Here is a 710-nt window from a genome sequence, read left to right as displayed (position 1 = left end):
ACTAGTGATAGCTCTAGTAATCCAACTCAGCGCCTGTGCAACGAACTTTAGACAAGCCTTACAAAATCTAGAAGCACACAACTATCCTGAAGCCCTTCATTATTTCGAGCAGGACGCAAAGCTCGGCTACCGAATTCCCGCATTGCATGCAGCGAACCTTTATATCCTCGACTATCAAGTCCCTAGAGATCTGGAAAAATCCCGTCTTTATCTCGATATCGCAGAAAAAGCAGATTATGGGCGCTATGACCAAGCTTATGACTATTACATACCCTTGATAAAAGCCTACCAAATTCTTGCTGACACTGAAGAGCCAGATAAGTCATTAGCTTTTAAAATCCTGAAAAGCGAAAAGTACCAGGAGTATTATTGGGCATTGGCAGTATTAGCGCATAGCAGCCTGGTTGGGCACGGGACTGAGCGTAATCTTGACAATGCACGCTACTATTTTGAGAAATCGATTGAAAACCAGGTTTTTGACAGCTCCAATGCTTTCTATGCTTGGTGGCTGGCAACATATCCCAATGATTCATTTAGAAACCCGCAACGTGCTTTAGAAATGATAGAGGATATCATCGATGATGAGGACCTTTCAGACCGCCCTCTTTTTCTAGACACTGCTGCTGCCGTTTATGCGGCTAATGGTTTATTCGAACGAGCAGTAATCACGCAAAGGGATGCTTTATCGAGTTTAAAATACTATAGCGCCA

1 protein-coding gene is annotated in these 710 nt (G+C 43.4%); it reads left to right on the top strand.

The genetic code is table 11. From position 1 onward, the window contains the following. Window positions 1–710: hypothetical protein (locus A3766_RS30440; protein ID WP_197479337.1), on the top strand; the 710-nt coding region annotated here is incomplete at both ends.

This window comes from Oleiphilus sp. HI0132 (assembly GCF_001635845.1).
The sequence above is the reverse complement of the archived record's forward strand: the minus strand, read 5'-3'. Positions and strand labels throughout refer to the sequence as shown.